The 21,690-nt window shown below is 61.2% G+C and carries 26 protein-coding genes and 1 tRNA gene; 11 read left to right on the forward strand and 16 right to left on the reverse strand.

Annotated features, from left to right (window positions below; translation table 11 throughout):
• Positions 1–40: 40 nt before the first annotated feature.
• The 13 genes from JHD67_RS11105 to JHD67_RS11165 all read right to left on the reverse strand — a co-directional run bounded on the left by JHD67_RS11105 (position 41) and on the right by JHD67_RS11165 (position 9,744).
• Positions 41–631: a hypothetical protein gene (locus JHD67_RS11105; protein WP_233171811.1), complete on the reverse strand. Its 591-nt coding sequence runs from the start codon at positions 629–631 to the stop codon at positions 41–43.
• A gap of 103 nt (positions 632–734) precedes the next feature.
• Positions 735–1,160 carry a F0F1 ATP synthase subunit epsilon gene (locus tag JHD67_RS11110; protein WP_199099247.1) on the reverse strand — a complete coding sequence of 142 codons (426 nt, stop codon included), beginning with the start codon at positions 1,158–1,160 and terminating at the stop codon, positions 735–737.
• Positions 1,161–1,257: 97 nt separating this feature from the next.
• Positions 1,258–2,670, reverse strand: a complete 1,413-nt coding sequence (gene atpD, locus JHD67_RS11115; protein ID WP_199099248.1) for a F0F1 ATP synthase subunit beta — start codon at positions 2,668–2,670, stop codon at positions 1,258–1,260.
• An 83-nt stretch (positions 2,671–2,753) separates the two neighbouring features.
• Positions 2,754–3,680: a F0F1 ATP synthase subunit gamma gene (gene atpG / locus JHD67_RS11120; protein WP_199099249.1), complete on the reverse strand. Its 927-nt coding sequence runs from the start codon at positions 3,678–3,680 to the stop codon at positions 2,754–2,756.
• Between the two features lie 91 nt (positions 3,681–3,771).
• Entirely contained in the window at positions 3,772–5,322 is a 1,551-nt protein-coding gene (gene atpA, locus JHD67_RS11125; protein WP_199099250.1) for a F0F1 ATP synthase subunit alpha, read from the reverse strand.
• Between the two features lie 34 nt (positions 5,323–5,356).
• Positions 5,357–5,890, reverse strand: a complete 534-nt coding sequence (locus tag JHD67_RS11130) for a F0F1 ATP synthase subunit delta (RefSeq protein ID WP_199099251.1) — start codon at positions 5,888–5,890, stop codon at positions 5,357–5,359.
• A 3-nt stretch (positions 5,891–5,893) separates the two neighbouring features.
• The gene (locus tag JHD67_RS11135; RefSeq protein ID WP_199099252.1) at positions 5,894–6,364 is read right to left on the reverse strand and encodes a F0F1 ATP synthase subunit B; all 471 of its coding nucleotides are present in this window, start codon (positions 6,362–6,364) and stop codon (positions 5,894–5,896) included.
• 107 nt (positions 6,365–6,471) lie between these two features.
• Complete coding sequence (gene atpE / locus JHD67_RS11140) at positions 6,472–6,735, reverse strand: F0F1 ATP synthase subunit C (protein WP_046971224.1); 264 nt, start codon at positions 6,733–6,735, stop codon at positions 6,472–6,474.
• 74 nt (positions 6,736–6,809) lie between these two features.
• Positions 6,810–7,643, reverse strand: a complete 834-nt coding sequence (atpB, locus tag JHD67_RS11145; protein WP_199099253.1) for a F0F1 ATP synthase subunit A — start codon at positions 7,641–7,643, stop codon at positions 6,810–6,812.
• 4 nt (positions 7,644–7,647) lie between these two features.
• Positions 7,648–8,067: an ATP synthase subunit I gene (locus tag JHD67_RS11150; protein WP_343214351.1), complete on the reverse strand. Its 420-nt coding sequence runs from the start codon at positions 8,065–8,067 to the stop codon at positions 7,648–7,650.
• 188 nt (positions 8,068–8,255) lie between these two features.
• Positions 8,256–8,648, reverse strand: coding sequence for a phasin family protein (locus JHD67_RS11155; protein ID WP_199099254.1), 393 nt, complete (start codon positions 8,646–8,648; stop codon positions 8,256–8,258).
• 153 nt (positions 8,649–8,801) lie between these two features.
• Positions 8,802–9,164, reverse strand: a complete 363-nt coding sequence (gene queD, locus JHD67_RS11160) for a 6-carboxytetrahydropterin synthase QueD (protein ID WP_199099255.1) — start codon at positions 9,162–9,164, stop codon at positions 8,802–8,804.
• Between the two features lie 346 nt (positions 9,165–9,510).
• A complete protein-coding gene (locus tag JHD67_RS11165; protein WP_199099256.1) occupies positions 9,511–9,744 on the reverse strand; it encodes a helix-turn-helix transcriptional regulator in 234 nt (77 codons plus the stop codon).
• 120 nt (positions 9,745–9,864) lie between these two features.
• On the opposite strand from JHD67_RS11165, the gene lepB reads away from it, so the two are divergent.
• From lepB to JHD67_RS11185, 4 genes are all read left to right on the forward strand, one after another.
• On the forward strand, positions 9,865–10,668 hold the full coding sequence (gene lepB / locus JHD67_RS11170; protein ID WP_199099257.1) for a signal peptidase I: 804 nt from the start codon (positions 9,865–9,867) through the stop codon (positions 10,666–10,668).
• A gap of 431 nt (positions 10,669–11,099) precedes the next feature.
• A complete protein-coding gene (locus tag JHD67_RS11175) occupies positions 11,100–11,666 on the forward strand; it encodes a hypothetical protein (protein ID WP_199099258.1) in 567 nt (188 codons plus the stop codon).
• A complete protein-coding gene (locus JHD67_RS11180) occupies positions 11,656–12,606 on the forward strand; it encodes a hypothetical protein (protein ID WP_199099259.1) in 951 nt (316 codons plus the stop codon). Before JHD67_RS11175 ends, JHD67_RS11180 begins: the two co-directional genes overlap by 11 nt.
• 315 nt (positions 12,607–12,921) lie before the next feature.
• A complete protein-coding gene (locus tag JHD67_RS11185) occupies positions 12,922–14,589 on the forward strand; it encodes a restriction endonuclease (protein ID WP_199099260.1) in 1,668 nt (555 codons plus the stop codon).
• 184 nt (positions 14,590–14,773) lie between these two features.
• Here the strand turns inward: JHD67_RS11185 and drt2 are convergent, their stop codons facing one another.
• Positions 14,774–16,033 (reverse strand): antiviral reverse transcriptase Drt2, encoded by a 1,260-nt coding sequence (gene drt2 / locus JHD67_RS11190; protein WP_233171816.1) that lies wholly within the window; start codon positions 16,031–16,033, stop codon positions 14,774–14,776.
• Between the two features lie 408 nt (positions 16,034–16,441).
• Here drt2 and JHD67_RS11195 point away from each other — a divergent pair, with 408 nt between their 5' ends.
• Positions 16,442–17,119 carry a recombinase family protein gene (locus JHD67_RS11195; protein ID WP_199099262.1) on the forward strand — a complete coding sequence of 226 codons (678 nt, stop codon included), beginning with the start codon at positions 16,442–16,444 and terminating at the stop codon, positions 17,117–17,119.
• Positions 17,120–17,182: 63 nt separating this feature from the next.
• Here JHD67_RS11195 and JHD67_RS11200 read toward each other — a convergent pair whose 3' ends face one another.
• Positions 17,183–17,983 (reverse strand): hypothetical protein, encoded by an 801-nt coding sequence (locus JHD67_RS11200; protein WP_199099263.1) that lies wholly within the window; start codon positions 17,981–17,983, stop codon positions 17,183–17,185.
• Between the two features lie 277 nt (positions 17,984–18,260).
• Positions 18,261–18,337 (reverse strand) — tRNA-Met (locus tag JHD67_RS11205).
• 187 nt (positions 18,338–18,524) lie between these two features.
• Here JHD67_RS11205 and JHD67_RS11210 point away from each other — a divergent pair.
• From JHD67_RS11210 to erpA, 6 genes are all read left to right on the forward strand, one after another.
• Positions 18,525–19,076, forward strand: coding sequence for an RNA pyrophosphohydrolase (locus tag JHD67_RS11210; RefSeq protein WP_199099264.1), 552 nt, complete (start codon positions 18,525–18,527; stop codon positions 19,074–19,076).
• A gap of 88 nt (positions 19,077–19,164) precedes the next feature.
• Positions 19,165–19,353, forward strand: a complete 189-nt coding sequence (locus JHD67_RS11215) for a (2Fe-2S)-binding protein (protein ID WP_233171812.1) — start codon at positions 19,165–19,167, stop codon at positions 19,351–19,353.
• Positions 19,354–19,523: 170 nt separating this feature from the next.
• The gene (gene bfr, locus JHD67_RS11220; RefSeq protein WP_199099266.1) at positions 19,524–19,994 is read left to right on the forward strand and encodes a bacterioferritin; all 471 of its coding nucleotides are present in this window, start codon (positions 19,524–19,526) and stop codon (positions 19,992–19,994) included.
• A gap of 106 nt (positions 19,995–20,100) precedes the next feature.
• Positions 20,101–20,853, forward strand: a complete 753-nt coding sequence (locus tag JHD67_RS11225; RefSeq protein ID WP_199099267.1) for a DUF6776 family protein — start codon at positions 20,101–20,103, stop codon at positions 20,851–20,853.
• Complete coding sequence (locus JHD67_RS11230) at positions 20,840–21,259, forward strand: polymer-forming cytoskeletal protein (protein WP_199099268.1); 420 nt, start codon at positions 20,840–20,842, stop codon at positions 21,257–21,259. Before JHD67_RS11225 ends, JHD67_RS11230 begins: the two co-directional genes overlap by 14 nt.
• A gap of 46 nt (positions 21,260–21,305) precedes the next feature.
• On the forward strand, positions 21,306–21,683 hold the full coding sequence (gene erpA / locus JHD67_RS11235) for an iron-sulfur cluster insertion protein ErpA (RefSeq protein WP_199099269.1): 378 nt from the start codon (positions 21,306–21,308) through the stop codon (positions 21,681–21,683).
• Positions 21,684–21,690 lie beyond the last annotated feature (7 nt).

The raw sequence follows: 21,690 nt of genomic DNA on the forward strand, positions 1-21,690 counted from the left end.
GAATCAGCGGCGGAGCATACCAGCCACGCCCGGGCGGGCTTCAGCCCCCCGAGTGGCCTAGGGCGGGCGTCTGGGGGAGGATGGCCGCGTCGGCGCCCGTCACCGGCTTACCGTCCTTCCAGGCGAAGCGGAACACCACGTCGAAACGGAAAGGCTGCGCCTGGCGGCCGACCTCATGGGTGTTGCCGTTGGCGTCGGCCGCCCATTGGCTCACCATCAGCGGCTCAAAGGTCCATTGCAGCGCCGCAGCGCGAATGGCGGCATCGAACGGGCTGCGCAGCGGATCGGCCGGATTCGCACCGTCGATGCACACCTCGCTGACCCGCCCCTGGGCGTCAACGATCAATCGGGCGCTGATTTCCTGCGGCGGCAGGCGGGCTTCGCGCAGAGCGACCGGATAGACCGGTGCCGGATGCTCGCGCGGTACGGCGCCCGTGGAAACCTGTCCGAGAGCGAGTTCGTAGTGGGCCACCTCGCCTCGATCCGCCGCGCGATGCGCGGCATCAACCTCGGTCGCCGGGCGCGGGGATGCGGTGTTAGACGGCGCACTGGCGCAGGCCGCCAACAGCACGGTGCTGGCAAGCCAACCGCCACGGCACCATGGCGAGCCACCGACGCGTTTGTCGTCCATGCCACCTCCTTCCCGGGGGTCGTGAGCCAGCATAAACAAAACGCCGGCATGAGGCCGGCGTTTGTCAGGCAATCCTGCGCGAAGCAGGGGGCAGCGCGAGACGTCAGTGCTTGAGCGTCTTGCGCATGCGCTCCAGCGCCTGCAACTGGGTAATGGCTTCGGCAAGCTTGGCCTGCGCCTCGGCGATTTCCACCGCGTCGGTGCGATTGGCCAGGGCGTCTTCGGCTTCCTGCTTGGCGCGCTGGGCGGCCTGCTCATCCAGGTCGGAAGCGCGGGCGGCCGTGTCGGCCAGCACGGTGACCACCTGCGGCTGCACTTCCAGGATGCCGCCAGACACCCAGAACTGCTGACGTTCGCCGTTGCTCAGCACCACATCCACGTGGCCCGGCTTCAGACGGGTGATCAGCGGCGCGTGGCGGGGCGCAATGCCCAGTTCGCCCATTTCGCCGGTGGCGACCACCAGCTGCGCATCACCCGAGAAGATCTCGGCTTCGGCGCTGACGATGTCGACACGGAGGGTATGACTCATGACGGTATTCCGATGCGTACGGTAAAAAGCAGACGAGGCTGGCTGAGACCAGCGAAGCGCGCCTTGCGTTGCGCTTCACCGTGGTACTTCACGCCGATCAGGCCGCCTTCTTGGCGCCCATTTCCTCGGCCTTCTTGATGGCCTCGTCGATGCCACCGACCATGTAGAACGCCTGCTCCGGCAGGTGGTCCACGTCGCCGTCCACGATCATCTTGAAGCCGCGGATGGTTTCCTTCAGCGGCACGTACTTGCCCGGCGAGCCGGTGAACACTTCGGCCACGTGGAACGGCTGTGAGAAGAAGCGCTCGATCTTGCGGGCGCGCGACACGGCCAGCTTGTCGTCTTCGGACAACTCGTCCATGCCCAGGATCGCGATGATGTCCTTGAGCTCCTTGTAGCGCTGCAGCGTGCCCTGCACGCGGCGGGCCACGTCGTAGTGCTCGGCGCCCACGATGCCCGGATCGAGCTGGCGGCTGGTGGAGTCCAGCGGATCCACGGCCGGGTAGATACCCAGCGAGGCAATGTTACGCGACAGCGTGACGGTGGAATCCAAGTGCGCGAAGGTGGTGGCCGGCGACGGGTCGGTCAAGTCATCGGCGGGCACGTACACGGCCTGGATGGAGGTGATCGAACCGGTCTTGGTGGAGGTGATGCGCTCCTGCAGCACGCCCATTTCCTCGGCCAGCGTCGGCTGGTAACCCACGGCGGACGGCATGCGGCCCAGCAGCGCGGATACTTCGGTACCGGCCAGCGTGTAGCGGTAGATGTTGTCCACGAACAGCAGCACGTCCTTGCCCTTGCCGTGCTCGTCCTTCTCGTCGCGGAAGTACTCGGCCATGGTCAGGCCGGTCAGCGCGACGCGCAGGCGGTTGCCCGGCGGCTCGTTCATCTGGCCGTACACCATGGCCACCTTGTCGAGCACGTTGGAGTCCTTCATCTCGTGGTAGAAGTCGTTGCCCTCACGGGTACGCTCACCCACGCCGGCGAACACGGACAGACCCGAGTGCGCCTTGGCGATGTTGTTGATCAGCTCCATCATGTTCACGGTCTTGCCCACGCCGGCGCCGCCGAACAGGCCGACCTTGCCGCCCTTGGCGAACGGGCAGATCAGGTCGATGACCTTGATGCCGGTTTCAAGCAAATCGTTCGAGCTGGCCTGGTCGGCGTAGCTCGGGGCTTCGCGATGGATGACCCAGCTGTCGTCGGCGGCGATCGGGCCGGCTTCGTCGATGGGGCTGCCCAGCACGTCCATGATGCGACCCAGGGTGGCCTTGCCGACCGGCACCTTGATGCCTTCGCCGGTATTGCGGGCCACCAGGCCGCGCTTGAGGCCGTCGGTGGAACCGAGGGCGATCGTACGGACGATGCCGTCGCCCAGCACCTGCTGGACTTCCAGCGTGATGGCGGTGCCGTCGATCTTCAGCGCGTCGTAAACCTGCGGCACCTGATCGCGCGCGAATTCCACGTCGATGACCGCGCCGATGATCTGTACAACTTTGCCCTGACTCATGGATGTGCTCCGGATGGATCTTTTAGTGTCTGTCGAGGCGCCGATGAACGTCGCCAAAAAATTAGGTTGGGTGGCCGCGAGGTTTAGACCGCCGCCGCGCCGCCCACGATTTCCGAGATTTCCTGGGTAATGGCGGCCTGACGGGCCTTGTTGTAGATCAACGTCAGTTCACCGATCACCTTGTTCGCGTTGTCCGACGCCGCCTTCATGGCGACCATGCGCGCGGCATGCTCGCTGGCGAGGTTTTCCAGCACGCCCTGGTACACCACCGACTCGATGTAACGCTGCAGCACGTGCTCGAGCACCGTGGCGGCATCGGGTTCGTAGATGTAGTCCCAGTCGTGCTTCTGTTCCAGCGTGAGGCCGGCCACCGGGAAATCCGGCGAGTTGGGCTTGCCTTCGCCGTGGACCATTTCCTCGGCCACCACCGGCAGCGGCAGCAGCGCGTGAATGGCCGGCTTCTGCGTCATGGTGTTGACGAAATCGTTGTACGCGAGGAACACGCGGTCCAGCTTGCCTTCCGTATAGGCGTCCAGCGCCACCTTGATGACGCCGACCAGGTCTTCCAGCTTGGGCTTTTCACCCAGGTGGGTGGCGCTGCCGATCAGGTTCACACCCTTCAGGCGACGGAAGAACGACACGGCCTTCTGGCCCACAGCCACCACGTCGACCTCCACGCCCTTGTCCTGCCACTCGCGGATGATCGGCAACAGGCGACGGAACAGGTTCGAGTTCAGGCCACCGCACAGGCCGCGGTCGGTGCTGACCACCAGGAAGCCGACGCGCTGCACCTTCTCGCGCGAGTGCAGGAACGGATGGCTGAAGTCGGTGCTGGCCTGGGCCACATGCGCGATCACCTTGCGCATGGAACGCGCATAGGGACGCGAGGCCTTCATCAGATCCTGCGCCTTGCGGATCTTCGAGGCCGAGACCATCTCGAGCGCGCGCGTGACCTTGCGCATGTTCTGCGTGCTCTTGATCTTGGTTTTGATTTCGCGTCCGCTTGCCACGTTTGCCTCAACCTTATGGGTTAGTGCCATCCCGGCCCGCTGGCCGGAGTGCGGTACGGCCGTATGGACGGCCGTACACCCTGTTTACTGCTTACCAGCTGCCGGTCTTCTTGTACTCGTCGAGCGAGGACTTGAAGGTGGCTTCGATGTCGTTGTTCCAGTCACCGGTGGCGACGATCTTCTTCATCAGCTCGCCGTGGTTCTGGTGCATGAAGGCGTGCAGGCCCTTCTCGAACGGCAGCACCTTGTTGACCGGCAGGTCATCGAGGTAGCCCTTTTCGGCGGCGTACACGGACAGGGCGAGCTCGGCGATGGACAGCGGCGCGTACTGCGACTGCTTCATCAGCTCGGTCACGCGCTGGCCGCGGTCCAGCTGGGCGCGGGTGGCCGGGTCCAGGTCCGAGGCGAACTGCGCGAACGCCGCCAGCTCGCGGAACTGCGCCAGGGCCAGCTTCACGCCGCCGGACAGCTTCTTGACGATCTTGGTCTGGGCGGCACCGCCCACGCGCGACACCGAGATACCGGCGTTCACGGCCGGACGGATGCCGGCGTTGAACAGGTCCGTTTCCAGGAAGATCTGGCCGTCGGTGATCGAGATCACGTTGGTCGGCACGAACGCGGACACGTCGCCGGCCTGCGTTTCAATGATGGGCAGCGCGGTGAGCGAACCGGTCTTGCCGGTCACTTCGCCGTTGGTGAACTTCTCCACGTACTCGGCCGACACGCGAGCCGCGCGCTCGAGCAGGCGCGAGTGGAGATAGAACACGTCGCCCGGGTAGGCTTCGCGGCCCGGCGGACGCTTGAGCAGCAGCGAGATCTGGCGGTAAGCCACGGCCTGCTTGGACAGATCGTCATAAACGATCAGCGCGTCCTGGCCGCGATCGCGGAAGTACTCGCCCATGGCGCAGCCGGAGTACGGCGCGATGTACTGCAGCGCGGCCGATTCAGAGGCCGAGGCCACGACGACGATGGTGTTGGCGAGCGCGCCGTTCTCTTCGAGCTTGCGCACCACGTTGGCGATCGACGAACGCTTCTGGCCGATGGCCACGTAGACGCACTTAATGCCGGAGTCTTTCTGGTTGATGATCGCGTCGATGGCCAGCGCGGTCTTGCCGGTCTGGCGGTCGCCGATGATCAGCTCGCGCTGGCCGCGGCCGATCGGGATCATCGAGTCGACCGACTTGTAGCCGGTCTGCACGGGCTCATCGACCGACTGGCGCCAGATCACGCCCGGCGCGACCTTTTCGATCGGCGAGCTGGTCTTGGCGTTGAGCGGACCCTTGCCGTCGATCGGGTTGCCCAGCGAATCGACCACGCGGCCCAGCAGCTCCGGGCCGGTCGGCACTTCGAGGATGCGACCGGTGGTCTTGGCGACATCGCCTTCGCGCAGGTGCTGGTATTCGCCCAGCACCACGGCGCCCACCGAGTCACGCTCGAGGTTCAGCGCCAGCGCATAAGCGTTGCCCGGCAGTTCGATCATTTCGCCCTGCATCACGTCGGCCAGGCCGTGGATGCGCACGATGCCGTCGGACACGCTGATGATCGTGCCTTCGTTGCGTGCTTCCGCGCCGAGCTTGAACTGCTCGATGCGAGTCTTGATCAGTTCGCTGATCTCGGACGGGTTCAAGGTGGAGCTGGACATGGGTCGATATCCTGAAATGTAAGCCGCTAAATACTTATGCCGTCAGCGCGCGGGTCATGCGCGCCAGACGCCCACGGGCAGAGCCGTCGATCACTTCGCTGCCGGTGTCGATCACCACGCCGCCAAGCAGCGATGCATCGACGCTGGTCTCCAGCTCGATCTCGCGCTTGAAGCGACGCTTGAGCGACGCCTTGAGCTGCTCGGCCTGCGTGGCATCCAGTGCAAACGCGCTGGTCACCTTGACCAGCAGCTGCGACTCGGAATCGCGCTTGTACTGTTCGTACAACGCGGCCACTTCCGGCAGCAGGTTCAGGCGACGATGCTCGGCCAACTCGCCAAGGAACTTGGCGAACGGCGCATCGGTGGCCATGCCCTGCGGCAGGTGCAGCGCCACCAACTGCTCGGGCTGCACGCGCGGATCGCTGGTGAGACCAGCTACGCGCGAGTCCTTCGCCACTTCGGCGGCGAACGCCAACGCATGCGACCACACACCCATCGAGCCGGCTTCGTGAGCCAGTTCGAAGGCAGCGCGCGCATACGGGCGGGCGAGGGTGATTGCCTGGGCCATGGTTTAGATCTCAGCCACGAGCTGGTCGAGCATGGCCTTGTGGGCCGAGGCGTCGACTTCGCGCTGGACGATCTTTTCCGCGCCCTGAATAGCCAGACGACCCACCCAACCACGCAGCTCTTCGCGCGCGCGCTGCTGCATGCTGACGATCTCGTCGGCGGCGGCAGCCTTCAGGCGGCTGGCCTCGGTCGTAGCTTCGGCGCGAGCCTTGTCCACGATCTGGTTGGCTTGGCTCTGGGCACGCTCGATGATCTCGTTGGCCTGTTGACGGGCCTGCTTGATCTCCAGCGCGACCTTGGCGTCGGCGTCCTTGAGCTCGGCGCGCGCCTTTTCGGCGGCCGCCAGGCCATCGGCAACCTTCTTCTGGCGCTCCTCAATCGCGTGATTGAGCTGCGGCCAGATGAACTTGGTGGTGAACCAGACCAGGATGGCGAACGAAACCATCTGGCCCAGGAAAGTCAGATTGATATCCATGAGCTTTCCAATTAACTCCCGAAGGCGTTGAAGCTGACGTGATGCCGCGGTTTTTCACCGCGGCACCACTTAACCCGCTCCGATTGGCCTTGCGGCCCGTCGAATGCTTAGTGCAGGGCGCTGATCAGGGGGTTCGAGAAGGCGAACAGCAGCGCCACGGCCAGACCGATAATGAACGCAGCGTCGATCAGGCCGGCGAGCAGGAACATGCGACCCTGCAGCAGCGGCACCAGCTCCGGCTGACGGGCAGCGGACTCAAGGAACTTGGAACCCATGATGGCGATACCCAAGCAAGCGCCCAGAGCGCCGAGGCCGATGATGATGCCGATGGCAATGGCGGTCAGGCCCTGCACGTGTGCGATGAGTTCCATGGTGTTCTCCTGTGAATCGATAACGGGTTGGTTAGAACAAGAAAGGTGAAGCGAAAATTGGAGCGAGTCGAAACTTAGTGATGCTCACGTGCCGTGGCGATGTACACGATCGTCAGCATCATGAAAATAAAGGCCTGCAGCAGGATGATCAGGATGTGGAAGATCGCCCATGCGGTGTTGAAGATCACACCCGGCAGGAAGCTGATCCAGCCTGCGAACAGGCCCGCAATCAGCATGAAAACGAGCTCACCGCCGTACATGTTGCCGAACAGTCGCATGGCCAGCGACACCGGCTTAGACAGGTATTCGACGACGTTGAGCAGGAAGTTGAACGGCACCAGGATGGCGACGACGATCGGGTTCTCCGCATGGAACGGAGCCGTCATCAATTCCTTGCCGAAGCCCAGCGCACCCTTGGCCTTCATGCCGTGCGCAATCACGATAAAAAACACAGCCAGGGCCAGGCCCACGGTGGTGTTGATATCGGCGGTCGGCACCCAGCGGAAGAAGGTGTGGTGCATCGCCTCGGTACCCGCCACGGACTTCACACCGAAGCTCGGGGCATCCAGCGGCAACAGGTCCATCGCATTAAGGAAGGCCACCCACATGAAGATGGACAGCGCCAGCGGGGTTACCGTGCGACGGTCGCCGTGGAAGGTGTCCTTTACCTGCGTGTCGACGAACTCGACGATCAGCTCGACCAGAGCCTGGCCCTTGGACGGTACGCCCGAGGTGGCCTTGCGAGCCTTGAGCCAGAACCACAGGCAGAACAGCGCGCCCAGCACGAAGGCCACCACGATCGAATCGAGATGGATCTTCATGAACGCGCCATCACCCAAGCTCACCGTATTGTGGTGAAGGTGATGCTGGATGTATTCGGTTAGTCCGCCCTGCGGCTCGCTCGCCATGTTCTTAACCCTTAAATCTGAACGCCAGCAGATTTATTGCGTACGCAGCCACCAGCCCCGTGATGGCGGCTAGAGGCGGCAGTTTCCAATGACCCAAGATCGTGACCAACCCTCCGAAGATCACGATCCACTTCAAGACCACGCCTGACAACACGCGCCACATGGTCATGCCGCCACCGTCCATCCCGGCAAAGGTACGCCACGCCAGTAGCGCGGTACCCAGCGCCACCGAAGTGGCACCCGCAGCGGCCGCCCATGCATCACGGGGACCCTGCGTCAGGAAGGCGAGGCCAACGATCACCGCCACGGCGAGTTGCAGCAAAATCATGCGCAACGCCAAACGACGACCGGAAGCAAGACTGTTGATCACGTGATGTTCCCGCGCGGCTTCGCTCAAGGCGGCACCGAACCAGCTACGGGCCACGGTCCAATCTGAAAAAGTATATCAGCGAGGCATTTACAGCGACAAGCCACGTCCGCTGCGACATCTTGTCAAGCCGACGATCCGTTCACGAATCCCGGGCCGTATTGGCGCAAGAAAAAGGGGCCGGACATCCGTCCGGCCCCTTGACGCAACTGGGGGGAAGAAGCGCTGCGCCGCTAAAGCACTGCTTACTTGACCGTCGCAGCCTTCTTGGCAGCAGCGACCGGCGCGGTTACCGCGTCATTGGCAGCCTGCTGCTGTTCCTGCACGAGCGCGTTCAGCGACTCGGCGGTCTTCTGGGTCACGGCGATGATTTCCTGGGTCACGGCGACCACATGCTCGGCATTCTCGCGACCGGCAGCGGTGGCCTTTTCCCACAAGGTGCGCAGGCCATCGATGTCACGCGTTTCCAGCGCGCCGCTGATGAACTCGGCGGCCGCTTCGGACTGCTTCTCCAAAGCCTTGATCTGCAGCTCGGCGACCTTTTCCAAACCCTTGAGTGCCAGCGACTGCGCCTTGAACGCGCTATCGGCAAGCTGCTTGGCGTAAGCAAAAACCTGAGTATTCAGTTGCTGCGTCATGACTTGGTCCCTCGAAGGGAGTGGGGGTAGTGGCAGCCACTCTACCAAATCAAATTGTGCAGTGCAATATATTTTTACCCGAAACGACGCATTGTCACGAATAATTCAATAAAAACGCAGAATTAAGTCAAAACCAAGAAATTTTGCGACGCATCAAAAGCTGTCACGGCTGCAGCTAGCGCCCGACGTGCAGGTCTCATGCACCACCACCTTATCCAGGCCCGGCAACGCGGGCTGCAGGCGGCGGAAGATCCAGCGCGCCAGCATTTCGCTGGTCGGGTTCTCCAGCCCCTCAATGTCGTTGAGGTAGTGATGATCGAGCTGGTCATACAACGGTGCGAAAGCAGCCTTGACGTCGGCAAAGTCCATCACCCAGCCCAACTGCGCATCCGGCTCGCCGGCCACGTGGATTTCCACACGGAACGAATGCCCGTGCAGGCGCGCGCATTTGTGCCCCGGCGGGACATGGGGCAGGCGGTGAGCCGCTTCGATATTGAATACTTTGAAAATATGCATGCACACATTCTACCGCCACCCGCGCAACGACACCGCGCACAGCCATCGCGCAGGGACGCCATGGCGATGACCGCCACACGCGCAAGCCGCCACGGAGTGGCACCTGGAATCGAATTGCTTCGGGGAGAGGCCCTGCAAACAAGGGCCTGAAGCGCGTCACATCAAACGGATGGACGCATGGTGGCTATGGGTGGACTCGAATAACTCCTGGCAACCCCAATTTTCACGCGGCTCTCAACAGAAGAACCATTAACGCCACTACCAGAGTTACCTTCAACGCTCAGCGCGGAGGTATACCCGACTACTGCAGCCCACCACGCCCCTTGAGTCTAGTGTCTGAGTCAGGCTAACAACCCTTCTCGGCCAGCTTGCGAGCCAAGATGAATACCTCGTCCAGTGATTTACCCAATTGTTCGGCAACGCGCTGCAGGGACTTCAGAGAGGGATTGCGCCGCCCCCTCTCAATCCCGCTAACGTAGGTACGGTCCAGCCCCGCACGGAAGGCTAGTTCCTCTTGACTGATCTCAGCACGCTCTCGCAGCTGCCTGAGCGCCGGTCCTACGTAGGGCGTGATATCCACACCGCCACAGTCACTTGCAGTCGACTATGAGACCACGGACTATAAGTCACGTTTCAGATTCTTACCTCGAACCCAAATCGCTGGCCAAGACTGCCCGGCACGTGTCTTCGGAGAGTTTTAATGGCACTTTTCAAGCGTACGGAGTGGCCAGCTTTAGCTGCCTTTGTGGCGCTATGTCGGCTGTCGATTTCGTCTAGGCATGGGTTTGCCGCAGCCGTAGCTATAACTCTCATGGCGGCAGCAGGCAGCTCAACTGCGCAATCAGAGCAGATGTCCTCGATCATTCAACTGCCATCATCCCCCTCGGGAGCGATGCTACCCACTATCCACCCAGGTGACACGCTGGACATTGACACGTCGAAACTCACCCCGCACCGTGGCGACATCATCGTATTTAACTTCCCGGGCTACCTCTGTGAGTCCGACGGGCGCCTAGGGCGTAGCGGCGATCAAACATGTGTTAACCCTAGACAACCCGTCGTCCCCCACCACTTTGTGATGCGTGTTGTAGGCATGCCAGGCGACCGTGTCGAACTGCACGACGACCAATTGATGATTGGCGAGAGGCGGGTGACGGAAGACATGGTCGGACCGTTCGACGGAGACCCCAAGAGTGAGCAGGAGCGCCTGCTGCTCGAAATGGGGGCAGTGATCTTCAAAGAGCATTTGCCCGGGAAAGATCACTTGATCGCACGTATGCCAAATTACTCGGCTCCCCCACCGATCCCGAATCCCCATGTATCCGCGGTGGTTCCCCAGGGCTGCTATTACGTGCTTGGGGACAGCCGGAACAACTCAACTGATTCACGTTGGTGGGCTTGCGTTCCTGCACAAAGTGTTCAGGGAATCGTCGTGAAGATAACGAGGCCTAAGCCTAAAAAACGGGAATCGACCCTGCGGAGCGATTCAAGCTTGGGTACGTAGCCTTCAAGGGGTGGGCGCGCTCTATTGCCACGTCACTGAAACTTGGAATTGCGCATGGATAAGCCAACTTAGGAAGGCCGACAAAGCGGTGTTCGGATAAGGATCATCCGCGACGAGACTCACCCATGCCGGAAGCCATTGAAAACAAAAAAGCCCCGCATCGCTGCGGAGCCTTCTGGTACACGCATGGTGGCTATGGGTGGAGTAGCACCTCACTCAGACGCATCCCATAAGCCATTGTTTCCAGGAGCAGCCGTCGCCCGCTGACAGTTCTAGCGTAGCAGATGATGGGAGGCCGCCTGTAGCAGACTGGGCAAGCAAACAAAGCACCCAAGCTCTCTGCCCATGAGGGCCGTCAGGGGTACTCACGCCAACTGTGTTTAACTTGATACAGTCTCACTGGAAGGGAATCCAATGGGAGAGCAGGGACAGTGCTGCCAGCGTTCACTTTGTCCGGCGTTCTACCGCCGTACCATCCGGATCTAGGAGCGGTCCAAAATCAGGTAGGTGGTCGCTCCCCGTATCAGATCACCCCTGAGGAACTGGTCGCAGCCTTTGCGACAAGCGAGGAGCGAAAATCCCTCCTCCGAGATCTATTTCAGTACCGGCAAACGCTGCGCGAGCTTGGGTTTCACGGATACCAGTGGATCGACGGCAGTTTTGTAGAGGATGTCGAGATGCAACGGGGGAGACCGCCTGGCGACATCGACCTGGTGACCTTCTTCTTTCGTCCCGCGGCATGTGAGGACGGAGCAGTGTGGGAAGAGTTCATCAACCAGAACTTCCCTGCCCTCGACGGCGAAGGCCTTGGAGTGCACTGTTTCTTCGTGGATCTGACCCTTCCACCACCGGTCGTGGTGCGGCAGTCCGTGTATTGGTTTGGACTGTTCTCCCACCAAAGAGAGACCGCCCTCTGGAAGGGCATCGTGCAGATTGAGTTGGACACTGACGATGCTGCCGCAGTTGCCTCGCTGGAAGGGGAAGCAGATGCCCACTAAGTTGCGACGCGAGGAAGTCTCCGCTGAACGGGTCACCGTGAGTGCACTGCTCGCCCAAGCCAACGAAGTTGGCGATCTGCTTGGCGCGAGGCAGTTCCAACGACGGTTGCAAAGACTCGACGATGAACTCAGGGTGCTTGGGCAGTTCGAAGAGAAGAGCGCCTCTGCAGCTTTGTTCTTCGGCGGCCCAAAAGTCGCGGGCTCAAGAGGCATAGAAGCCGACTTCGCCGGTGACGCTCTAGAGCGGTTTCAAGATCTCGTCTCTAAGACTTTCGCGAGGCGGGAGCTTGGAGCACTTGGTGCGCGAGGGCCCGTTGGGGTCAGACCAGAGTCAAAGCTCATGGTTACTGCGGTTACTCGCGGCTCTTTCGGCTTCGTACTCGAAGAGGTTGGCGATCAGGTCGAGGCTTTACGGACCCAGCTCAGTGAGGTGGTCGGCGACGTCGTCGATTTTGTTGCGCAGGTCGCCGATCCGGCTGAAGACGTCTTCCTAGAGGCCGTAGCGGATATAGATGCGCGACTTCTTACCTCCGCTCGCGGATTCTTCAAGTCGCTTTCCGGTGCGCAAGCGACGCTCAGGATCGTTGAAGGCGACCGCGAGATCTCCTTAGGCCGGGACGATGTCCAGCGCGCCAACGAGCGAACTGAAGGCCTGGAGGTCATCGAGCGCGAGGCCGTTCAGTTGAGTGGCCTACTATTCGGACTACTTCCTGCGCATCGACGGTTCGAGTTCGTGATCGAAGATACTGGCGAAAATATCTCTGGCCGCGTAACAGCAGATGCGAGCAGGGAGATTGGCGACCAAGTCTTGGGCGGCCTATTCAATCCCCTCGGACGTCGCTGGCTTGCGGAGTTCGACGTCAGGGAGGTATCTAGACCCGGCAGGCCGGATAGGCGCTTCTACACCCTAGTTCGTCTGATTCGCGAACTAGATGCCTAGCGGTGGACCCGAAACGAATCCTCCGCTTCAACCACCGAGCCAGCGTTGCCTAGTCCTCACGAGGCTCTCGGTGTCTCAACAGTGGGCGCTCCTGGGCACGTCGCTGTGGCGGCTCCCCCTAAATCACGCCCGTCGATACGCTAAGCGAACTGTAGGTGCCCCTGATGCTCCCGCTAGGCGCCCAGCCGGCGTAATCTTTACGGGTGGCGCAACTTAGCCTGAAATCAGGGGAAGGATATGGGACAGACAGGGCTTGTCAGGTTTAGCGACGTCTCGTGGGTGCATACGTCCACGGGAAAGGTGACTGGTTGCCGCATGGAGGTTTGGCACACCGGATTGAATGAGCATCGGTTGCTAAAAGCGCCCGACCCGGCAGTTCTCCAGAACAAGATGAATGCTCAGCTGGCGAGCTGGGCTGAGAAGTGGGAGAGACTGAGCGCAAAGCAGTTGGCCTCCTCCACCAAGGAGAAAGGCAAAGAGCAGGCCGACTCTGCGACTAATGAAGCCCAAAACGCGCTCAGGGATGCCGAGGGGCTCCTACTGGCGACGCTGGACATTGACGATGCCGTTGACTGGAGCACCCTAGAGGACCATTCACCCTTCCGAGGCTTTGACGGATCTTCGTTTCCAAGCGTTACGTTCGCAGATACTGGCTGGCCGATGGGGATCAAGGAAGCTATCGCACCCAAGGCGCCGGACCCAAAGTCAGCCAAATATCAGCCCGCCCTTGGGCTTCTGGACAAGCTCCTATCAGGACGTCGTGCCGCCAAAGTCGCAGCCTCAGAGCGGCTGTATGCCGCCGATCACGACGCGTGGGTAGAACAGCGGCGTTTGGCAGATGGCGCCAATGCGGCCTCGAACAAGCAACTTGATGCTGCGAAGGCCGCCTTTTTGAACGCTGAGAACACCTTTAAAGCGGCCCAGGAAGAAGGCAACGCCAAAGTCCAGGCCCTAGCTGCCCGATATCGTGCAGGAGAGAGCGACGCTGTATTGGCAAACGTTGAACTGATCCTCAATGCCTCGAAGTATCCAGATTGGATTAGAAAGGACTACACGACCCAGTACAACGCTCAGACGAAGCTCCTGATTGTCGACTTTCAGCTTCCCACCCATAGCGACATCCCCAGACTGACAAAGGTCGCCTACGTCGCTTCCAGAGACGAGCTTAAGGAGAGCTTCCTTTCCGACTCAGACTTCAATCGTCTATTCGACAGCGTGATCTATCAGCTGACGCTCCGAACCATCCATGAGCTGTTTGAGGGTGACACTGCAAACGTCGTCGATTCAGTGGTGTTCAACGGCTGGGTAACCGCTGTGAATCGCAGCACTGGGCGTGACGAGACCGCGTGCATTGTTTCCCTTCAGGCGACCAAGGCTGAGTTCTTGGCGTTTGATTTGCGCCGGGTGGACCCCAAGGCTTGCTTCAAACAACTCCGAGGAGTTGCCGCTTCCAAACTCAGCGGGCTCACGCCAGTTGCTCCGATCATTCAAATGGAACGGGACGACCCGCGTTTTGTTGCGAGCCACGAGGTGGCAGGGCGCCTAGAAGAGGGCACTAACCTGGCCGCTATCGACTGGGAAGACTTCGAACACCTCGTCCGCGAACTGTTCGAGCAGGAGTTCGCATCGGGCGGCGGAGAGGTAAAGGTGACTCGCGCGAGCGCCGACGGTGGCGTAGACGCCGTGATCTTCGATCCAGACCCAATCCGCGGAGGCAAGATCGTGGTTCAAGCAAAGCGCTACACCAATACGGTGGGCGTCTCCGCCGTTCGGGACCTTTACGGCACCATGATGAACGAGGGTGCGATGAAAGGGCTGCTAGTCACTACTAGTGACTACGGCCCAGACGCCTATACGTTCGCCACCGACAAGCCGATCACGCTCCTCAACGGTGGCAATCTCCTCCACCTTCTAGCCAAGCACGGGCACAAGGCTCGTATTGACCTTGCTGAAGCGAAAAGATTGCGCGAACAAAGGACTTAAGCGGGCAGCGTTTTCGGCAGAAAAATGCGAAGCCCTGTCAACGTGCACTGATCCCAGATCCCCCCCATACCCCCACGCGCCTTGGTCGCACTTAGAGTGCCGCCTTGCACCGGTCGATCACGCACTCAAGTGGCTGTGAACATCGGTGCGAGGTCACGATAAGATTCGAGACACTTAGAGAATCTCAAGCGTCGATAAGCTTCCTAAAGCGCCGCCGGTGAAGTCTGAGCTGACGCCTTATAGGTTGAGACTTGGCCTTTCGCTCAGCGAGCTTGACGTAGCTCAGGTAGCTCCTATGTCCAGGAGGCGCGTGTTCCGTATACATGCGCACGAGGCTCTTTCGACGCTGCTGGAGTATGGGAGTATCCCCGTCCGTCACCTTCGCCTCTTTGTGAAGCTTCACATTTGCGCGCATTTTCGCGTAATAGCGTGCAACGCCGGCCGGCCGCAAGAGAACCCGCGCGCCGTCAAAGGTTAGTCCCAAATATTGCAGCGGCTTGTCTGCCATGCCGTTGCTGAAGCGGCACTCAAGGGTCTTGGTTGGCTGCATCGACAACTTGAGCTGAGAGAGTTGATCTCGGACGAGATCCTTCATCTCAACCGCAAACTCGTCCGGAACTACAACAAGAATGTCATCGCAGTACCGTCGATAGAAGCCGCCGACGCTAAAGATCTTCGCTTTCAATACCTCGTCAAACGGGAGCATGTAGGCGTTAGAGAGTCCTGCGCTGATAGGAGAACCCTGGGGAATGCCTTTAGTGGCCTTGTTGACGTTTACCAAACCTCCGTCCCGTATCAGGGACCTGAACTCGTGAGCTTCGCAAAAGCGCTTCCTTCTACTTAACTCTTGGCGGCTGATCCCTAGAGCCTTGCGCGCAGCAATGAGCTCTACAGACGCGTGACGAGTGATCGATCTGAAGACGGCGTAGTGGTCGGGCGGCAGCTGAGGCACGCCAAGCAAGGACGCCCAGATCTCCTTGAGCACACCGTGGTCGAGTGAACCGAAGAAGTCCTGCACATCGAACCCGAGGGCGGTGCAGGGTTGGTGCGCATGAATCCACTCGAACGCCTCGACAGCAAAGTCTACGTTGGACTTCTTTAGTGCGCGAAAGGCTATCGTGACCTCACCTAGGTCCGCGGAGGCCAGCGCCGCCTCGTATCGTTCCGTCAGAAGATCGTTGTAGTACGCGTAGATCGCCGAGTCAGCGTGCGCGGCATATCGGATCTCTCGAATCTTAAGAGACTTTCGGAGTTTCCCCGGACCAAGTCTTTTGATTCGCGGACGGGTTTGGTCATGGCGAAGGAAGGGGTAGAAGGCGTGCCGCGCGACTGCGACTGGATCTAGAACGAGCTTTTCGCAGGTCTTCCGGGATAGGGGCAGATCGAAGTGGACATACCCACGACGACGTTGCGCCGCCTCAAGTCCAGGCACGGGGCTTTTCATCTCACTCACAGCACATTCCTTGCGCTTCTACAGGGCGGGGTAGGCTGCGGCGACCTTACCCCCCCCTGTTGCTACAGCACAGGCCCTGTCTAAAGGTGCCCTACCCATCCCAGCCGGTAGCCGGGACTTAGCCGCAAAAATGACAATGTTGTGTTGTGACCAACTGACTGAGGAACTGTTCGTGATCGCTGCCAAACTGACGTTGATCGCCGTGTCCGTCCTGGTCGGCCGGGTGGCATCCGCTAGCGGATGCTGCCCAGACGTGGTAACAGCGTCCCCATCCACTTACTGGATGGGCATAACCTTTCTATCACGTTCCTGAACACCCCTCAATCAATGGGAGGGCTGGACTTCCTTAGCCGCGCACTGTACACAACTGCCTAACGACCGTTACTCAGATCTGTACAGATGAAGTTCGTCGCCTATCTCCGAGTCTCGACCTCTCACCAGGGGCAATCTGGGCTCGGCCTAGAAGCTCAGCGCGCCGCCATTGCTGCCCTGATAGAACAGCGCCAGGGGGTTCTCCTGGAGTCGTTCTGTGAGGTCGAGAGTGGCTCCCTGAACTCACGCCCCGAGCTTGCCCAGGCCCTGCATCTGGCGAAGCTCACCGGGGCCACCCTGGTGATCGCGAAGCTGGACCGCTTGTCACGTAACGCGGCCTTCCTGCTGGCCTTGCAGGAAAGCGGGGCACGCTTTATCGCCGCGGACATGCCCGACGCTAATGAGCTGACCGTGGGAATCATGGCCTTGGTGGCCCAGCAGGAACGTCAGGCCATCTCGCGCCGCACCCGCGAGGCTCTTGCTGCGGCCAGGGCTCGCGGCCAGCGTCTGGGAAATCCGAATGGGGCAGCCGCCCTCAGGCGAGCAGATCGGGGCAATAGCGCTGCCGTCGCAGCAGTTAAGTCAATCGCAGCCGACAACTCTGAATCTCTACGCCCCCTTATCGACCAACTGCGCAGCGATGGCGTGGGGACACTCGCCGGGATTGCCAGCGAGCTCAATCGTCGGGGGATCCTCACGCCGCGACAGAAGACGTGGCATCGGTCCTCAGTATCGAACCTGCTGAAAAGACTGGCGGCAGCCTGAGCCTCGGCCCTGCCGGGATTGCCAGCGACTTAAGGCGCCCCTGAGGTCGCCGTAAGATCTTGCCTACGCCAACCCTTCTGATAGTCTTCCGCATCCCCACGGAGGGGTACGGGGTGTCGACTTTTGCAGCTGATGTACAGAACCACCGACGACACCAGCCCCAAGGACCGACCGTTCGACCCCTCGAAGACTCCAGCAAGCGACTCGATAGTCACCGCGGCGGATCTTCAGGTGGGCCATAGGTCCGCGTTGGCGTGGAGACATGCCAGGGAACTTCTTGGTCATATTCGCTGGCAACGAAATGATGGCCGAGCTGACGTCCCGCATGTCTTCCTTGCTCACGTCCACCATCTCGGGGTCGTCCAGCAGATTCACGAGCAAGGCGAGATATCCGCGGTGCTGCTTTTCGGTGCGCGCAGACCAGCTCTTCAGTGCCACCCTCTGGTCACCATAAATCTTCGCCAACTCGGAGATCCTATGGGCAGGCTTAGGGGGCTCCTGGGTTGCCCCTGAAGAGAGAGGTATGGCAAACGAGTCGACCCCGAATGGTGCACGCCAAGGCACGCCTGAGAACGCCTTTATTTCGGCCTTCAGCGCCTCAAGCTTCGCCTCCATCAGGCGGCGAGCAAGAATGCGCAACTCCTCATCTTCGCCATTGGGGAGCATGGACTTGGCCAAGACCATCCCCTTCTCGTAGTCGATGTGTGCGAGCCCAGCTGAAAGCCGCTCAGCTTCCTCTTTCAGCTCCCAACGCCGGACATCTATCGCAACCTCGTCCCAATCCAGGGCCAGGCGACTTTCAATCTCATCGAAGGTGGCCGACAGGTAGCGGGCAGCGAGTCGGTCAAGTTGTTCGCGGGTCATGCTAGTTCCGTGCAGGCGAGTCTTGGCAAAAAGCCCGCCTAAGTGCGTCTCCCACAATCGCAGGCGACGTAATGCTTCCATACGGTCGCCCGTACGGAGACTTCGGGTGATCTCAACTTTCCCCAAAAGGGGCTGCAAGGACACCGGGATGACGATTCGAGAGGTGTACCGGTTGCCGCGTCGCTGTAGCACTTTCTGTAGCACTCCCTGTAGCGCAGACGCTGCGGAGGCTTCGGAAACGCTTGCGAGGCTTGGCCTGTAAGGCCTTCTACGCGCATGGTGGCTATGGGTGGACTCGAACCACCGACCCCAGCATTATGAGTGCTGTGCTCTAACCGGCTGAGCTACATAGCCTTGGGTGCCGCCCGCCGCAGGCGATCAACTGGTGTCGATCAGGCGGGGCGCGGCAGTGTAGTCGCCCTGGCGCTTTGGTTCAAGTACTCGGCTTGCCGGCGCTTCACCCGCGTGCTTGAATCGTTTCGCGGGCACTGGCTTCCGCGACAGGCGCAGCACGTCGCCCGGCCGGCCCCAAGGAGGCGACATGATCGACGTTGATGGCTACCGTCCGAATGTGGGCATCGTGCTGCTGAATGCAGACGGCCGACTGTTCTGGGCGCGCCGCGTCAATCGTGACGGCTGGCAGTTCCCCCAGGGCGGCATGCGCAGCGATGAAACCCCGCTGGAAGCGATGTACCGCGAACTGGAAGAGGAAACCGGCCTCGCCCCGCATCATGTCGAAGTGATCGGCGCCACGCGTGGCTGGCTGCGCTACCGGCTGCCCAGCCGCTACGTGCGGCACCACCAGCGACCGACCTGTATCGGCCAGAAGCAAGTGTGGTTTCTGCTGCGCCTGGTCGGCGGCGAGGACGCACTGCGCCTGGATGCCTGCGAGAAACCCGAATTCGATCACTGGCGCTGGGTGGATTTCTGGTACCCGGCCTCGCATGTGGTCAACTTCAAACGACAGGTCTATGAGCGCGCCCTGCGCCATTTCGCCCCGTTGGTGGAATCCTTGCTGAGCGTCCAGCTGGGTGAGCTGCCGCACCAGCACGACCCCAATGACCGCCAGCGCAAGGGCGAAGCCGCCGCCTGAACGGACGCTCAAGGCGGGCTCGTCCAAATCGACATTCATTTGACAATCATTCGCATTTACGTTTCCATATGCAGCCATGTATATCTGCATGTGCAACGCCGTAACTGACAGTGACATCCGCCGCGCCGTGGCGGATGGCGTCAACCATTTCAGCGATTTGCAGGCGCGTACCGGCTGCTCCGATTGCTGCGGCTGTTGCGAACAGGATGCCCGCGCCACGCTGGACAAAGCGCTTTCGCAGATACAGGTGCCGCTGCCGATCACGGCCATGGCCTGAGCCGGCGCGATCGAAGTGACCACCGCCCAACGCGCAGCCCTGGCTGCGCGTTTTTGTATGCAAGCTCCAGCCACGATCCGCTGCACCGAGCACGCTCAAGTCATTCTCGTTTCGTCGTCCCCACGAACGAACACGTATAGTCGAGCGCTATAGCTGCCAGGAGACTTCCCATGAAGGGCGACGCCAAGGTCATCGAATTCCTCAACAAGGTGCTCTACAACGAGCTCACCGCGATCAACCAGTACTTTCTGCATTACCGCATGTTCAAGGACTGGGGCTATGGCGAACTGGCGGCGCACGAGTACAAGGAATCGATCGAGGAAATGAAGCATGCCGATCACCTGATCGAGCGCATCCTGTTCCTCGAAGGCCTGCCCAACCTGCAGCATCTGGGCAAACTGCGCATTGGTGAGAATCCGCTGGAATGCCTGCAGGGCGACCTCGACCTGGAAATGGCGGCAGTGAAGGACCTGCGCGAGGCCATTGCCCATAGCGAGGGCATTGCCGACTACATCAGCCGCGACCTGTTCAAGACCATCCTCCACGACGAGGAAGAGCACATCGACTGGCTGGAAACCCAATTCAGCCTGGTCAAGGACATCAGCGCCGAGCGCTACCTGCAATCCAAGATGGAAAGCTGAGCGACCCATCGGCCACCCATGCGCCACGTCGCCGGGGCGTGGCGCCGTTCCTTGACGCTCTCGCTCCAGCACGGCTATACCTGAGTTTTCCCCTGGACGCCCGCGCATGGCTTCACGCCCACCACCGCGCTTCGTGATACGCCCGCACGATGCCTCCGGCATGCGGCGGCGCGTGCTGTGGCTGGGTGCCGCGTGGCTGGCCAGCGTGGTGCTTACCGGCATCATCGTCGGGTCCTTGGTGCGCACGGTGACCCCGGCCGCCAACGATAAGCGTCAGCTGGCCGCACTCACCAAACAATATGACGACCTGCAGCAGCAGCTCGCCAACCTGCAGCGCGCCGGGCAAGTTTCGGACATCGCCACGCGCTCGCTGCGCCAGACGCTCTCCGAGCGCGAGGAAGAGATCAGCGGCTTGCGCGCGGACCTTGGCTTTTACGCCCGCCTCACTGGCGGCGATGCGCAGCGCGAAGGGCTTAAGGTGCAGGAGGTACGCCTGCAGCCAGTGAGCAACTCGCACGCCTGGAACCTCACGCTCAGCCTCACCCAGAACGCCAAGCGCGGCGACGACGTGACCGGCAATGTGACGGTCGGTGTGGAAGGTTTGCGCGGCGAGAAAGTGGTGCGCCTGGAGTGGAATGACCTGGGCGATAACGCCCAGGCCAACGGGCTGCCGTTCCGCTTCAAGTATTTCCAGCAGCTGCACGCCACCATCGTGCTGCCCGCCGACTTCCGGCCGACCCGCCTGGTTATCACCGCCCAACCCACCGGCGACGATGCGGTCAACCGCACGCTGGCCTGGAGCGATGCACTGGCGGGCCAACTGACCCCGACCCAAGGAGAACAGGATGCTCAACCGTAAGCGCGCCGAGCGCACGCCCAGCACCCCCGACACCAGCCTGATTGCGCGCGGCACCTGCATTCGCGGCGATGTGCGCTTCAGCGGCGCACTGCATCTGGACGGGCGCATCGAAGGCACCGTGCTGGCCGAGGAAGAGGGCGCGGTGTTCACCTTGAGCGAGCACGGTATCGTCGAGGGTGAGATTCGCGTGCCACACGCCATCATCAATGGACACGTGCTGGGTGACATCCATGCCGGGGATCGCCTGGAACTGGCGACCGAGGCCCGTATCACCGGCAACGTGCATTACCGCACCATCGAAATCGCCGCCGGCGCCCAGGTCAACGGCCGCATGAGCCATCACGGCTCCGAGCCGCCGCGTGAGTTGCCGGCCAGCCTGGATATTGCCGACGCCGTGCCGGCCTGATCGCGTTATCCTTGCACCCTAGCCGTATCGCCCCCACCTGAGCACCATGGATACTGTCGTCCCCCTCCCCATCATCCCTGACTACCGCAACGCCGGCGCCCCGCTGGTGTTCACCGAGGCCGCTGCCCACAAGGTGCGCGAGCTGATCGAGGAGGAGGGCAATCCGGAGCTGAAGCTGCGCGTGTACATCACCGGCGGCGGTTGCTCCGGCTTCCAGTACGGCTTCACCTTCGACGAGGCCCAGGCGGAAGACGATTTCGCGCTGGATCGCGAAGGCGTGACCTTGCTGGTCGACCCGCTGTCGCTGCAGTACCTCGGCGGGGCCGAGATCGATTACTCGGAAAGCCTGAGCGGCTCGCAGTTCGTCATCCGCAACCCCAACGCCAAGACGACCTGCGGCTGCGGCTCCTCCTTTTCCACCTGAGCGCCAT

Origin of the sequence: Dyella sp. ASV21 (genome assembly GCF_016428975.1) — a bacterium.
Taxonomy (GTDB): Bacteria; Pseudomonadota; Gammaproteobacteria; order Xanthomonadales; family Rhodanobacteraceae; genus Dyella.

What these genes read in the sequence shown, in the direction of transcription:
- lepB (WP_199099257.1), top strand. Translation starts at nt 9,865, where the DNA reads ATGGCACTTTTCAAGCGTACGGAGTGGCCAGCTTTAGCTGCCTTTGTG.
- JHD67_RS11215 (WP_233171812.1), top strand. Translation starts at nt 19,165, where the DNA reads ATGTGCAACGCCGTAACTGACAGTGACATCCGCCGCGCCGTGGCGGAT.
- queD (WP_199099255.1), bottom strand. Translation starts at nt 9,164, where the DNA reads ATGCATATTTTCAAAGTATTCAATATCGAAGCGGCTCACCGCCTGCCC.
- erpA (WP_199099269.1), top strand. Translation starts at nt 21,306, where the DNA reads ATGGATACTGTCGTCCCCCTCCCCATCATCCCTGACTACCGCAACGCC.
- JHD67_RS11105 (WP_233171811.1), bottom strand. Translation starts at nt 631, where the DNA reads ATGGACGACAAACGCGTCGGTGGCTCGCCATGGTGCCGTGGCGGTTGG.
- JHD67_RS11130 (WP_199099251.1), bottom strand. Translation starts at nt 5,890, where the DNA reads ATGGCCCAGGCAATCACCCTCGCCCGCCCGTATGCGCGCGCTGCCTTC.
- drt2 (WP_233171816.1), bottom strand. Translation starts at nt 16,033, where the DNA reads ATGAAAAGCCCCGTGCCTGGACTTGAGGCGGCGCAACGTCGTCGTGGG.
- atpD (WP_199099248.1), bottom strand. Translation starts at nt 2,670, where the DNA reads ATGAGTCAGGGCAAAGTTGTACAGATCATCGGCGCGGTCATCGACGTG.
- atpA (WP_199099250.1), bottom strand. Translation starts at nt 5,322, where the DNA reads ATGTCCAGCTCCACCTTGAACCCGTCCGAGATCAGCGAACTGATCAAG.
- JHD67_RS11110 (WP_199099247.1), bottom strand. Translation starts at nt 1,160, where the DNA reads ATGAGTCATACCCTCCGTGTCGACATCGTCAGCGCCGAAGCCGAGATC.
- JHD67_RS11230 (WP_199099268.1), top strand. Translation starts at nt 20,840, where the DNA reads ATGCTCAACCGTAAGCGCGCCGAGCGCACGCCCAGCACCCCCGACACC.
- JHD67_RS11210 (WP_199099264.1), top strand. Translation starts at nt 18,525, where the DNA reads ATGATCGACGTTGATGGCTACCGTCCGAATGTGGGCATCGTGCTGCTG.
- JHD67_RS11155 (WP_199099254.1), bottom strand. Translation starts at nt 8,648, where the DNA reads ATGACGCAGCAACTGAATACTCAGGTTTTTGCTTACGCCAAGCAGCTT.
- JHD67_RS11225 (WP_199099267.1), top strand. Translation starts at nt 20,101, where the DNA reads ATGGCTTCACGCCCACCACCGCGCTTCGTGATACGCCCGCACGATGCC.
- atpE (WP_046971224.1), bottom strand. Translation starts at nt 6,735, where the DNA reads ATGGAACTCATCGCACACGTGCAGGGCCTGACCGCCATTGCCATCGGC.
- JHD67_RS11185 (WP_199099260.1), top strand. Translation starts at nt 12,922, where the DNA reads ATGGAGGTTTGGCACACCGGATTGAATGAGCATCGGTTGCTAAAAGCG.
- atpB (WP_199099253.1), bottom strand. Translation starts at nt 7,643, where the DNA reads ATGGCGAGCGAGCCGCAGGGCGGACTAACCGAATACATCCAGCATCAC.
- bfr (WP_199099266.1), top strand. Translation starts at nt 19,524, where the DNA reads ATGAAGGGCGACGCCAAGGTCATCGAATTCCTCAACAAGGTGCTCTAC.
- JHD67_RS11180 (WP_199099259.1), top strand. Translation starts at nt 11,656, where the DNA reads ATGCCCACTAAGTTGCGACGCGAGGAAGTCTCCGCTGAACGGGTCACC.
- JHD67_RS11195 (WP_199099262.1), top strand. Translation starts at nt 16,442, where the DNA reads ATGAAGTTCGTCGCCTATCTCCGAGTCTCGACCTCTCACCAGGGGCAA.
- JHD67_RS11135 (WP_199099252.1), bottom strand. Translation starts at nt 6,364, where the DNA reads ATGGATATCAATCTGACTTTCCTGGGCCAGATGGTTTCGTTCGCCATC.
- JHD67_RS11200 (WP_199099263.1), bottom strand. Translation starts at nt 17,983, where the DNA reads ATGACCCGCGAACAACTTGACCGACTCGCTGCCCGCTACCTGTCGGCC.